Origin of the sequence: Phytoactinopolyspora endophytica (assembly GCF_004138495.1) — a bacterium.
Lineage (GTDB): Bacteria > Actinomycetota > Actinomycetes > Jiangellales > Jiangellaceae > Phytoactinopolyspora > Phytoactinopolyspora endophytica.
Window position 1 is genome coordinate 165040 of sequence record NZ_ML142850.1, and the last position, 807, is coordinate 165846.

Annotated in this window: 1 protein-coding gene; it reads right to left on the reverse strand. The window is 65.1% G+C overall.

Annotated features, from left to right (window positions below):
• Positions 1 to 402: LacI family DNA-binding transcriptional regulator (locus ELR45_RS36835; protein ID WP_420813819.1), on the reverse strand; the 402-nt coding region annotated here is incomplete at its 3' end.
• Positions 403 to 807 lie beyond the last annotated feature (405 nt).

Here is an 807-nt window from a genome sequence, read left to right on the forward strand (position 1 = left end):
CATCGCCGCCAGCGCCTCCACCCTGGGGTCGTCCAGCAGCACCTCCATCAGCAGAATGCCGTCAACCAGGCCCTGACGCACCAGCTCGGTCAGCTCAACGCCGTCGTTGTCCACCGGCCACAGGACCAAGTGGTAGTCACGGTTGCTCGCCGCGCTCGCGGCGCTGGTGACGAAGCTCATCGCCGTGCTTCCGAGCTTGTGCTGGAGCGCCGGATAGGCCAGCGCCAGAATGTGCGTACGGCGGCTTGCCAACGCTCGGGCAAGCGCATTGCGGCGGAATCCCAGCTCTGCCATCGCGGCTTCGATCCGCTCGCGCGTCGCCGGAGCGACCGGCTTGGTGTTGTTCAGCACGAATGACACGGTGGCGATCGACACGCCAGCGCGTTCGGCCACGTCACGCATGGTTGCCATGAAGGTTTCCGATCAGGTCCGTCTCGACTGCGCCCGGTATCGCGCCGACAGTCTATCGGTTAAGCGTTTTGACTGTGAGCCTTGACACACGCGCGATCCGCCGTTCACACTGTTGGGCCAACGGCGGTTAACCGCTTTGACTCGAATGCTCGACGCCGTGGCGGAACCCACCCCGCCGTTGTCCCGCGCATGGCAGCGCGATGTGATCTTGCGCTGCCCACATCACCACATGTCCATCCACCCAAACGGCAAGGGAGCCCAGCGGATGAAGAATGCCAAGGTCACCACCGCGCTGACCATCATCGCCGCGACGCCACTCATGCTGGCCGCATGCGGCGGTTCCGACGACGGCGGCACCGAGAGCGGCGACGTCAGCAGCCTGAGCATCCTCGACTA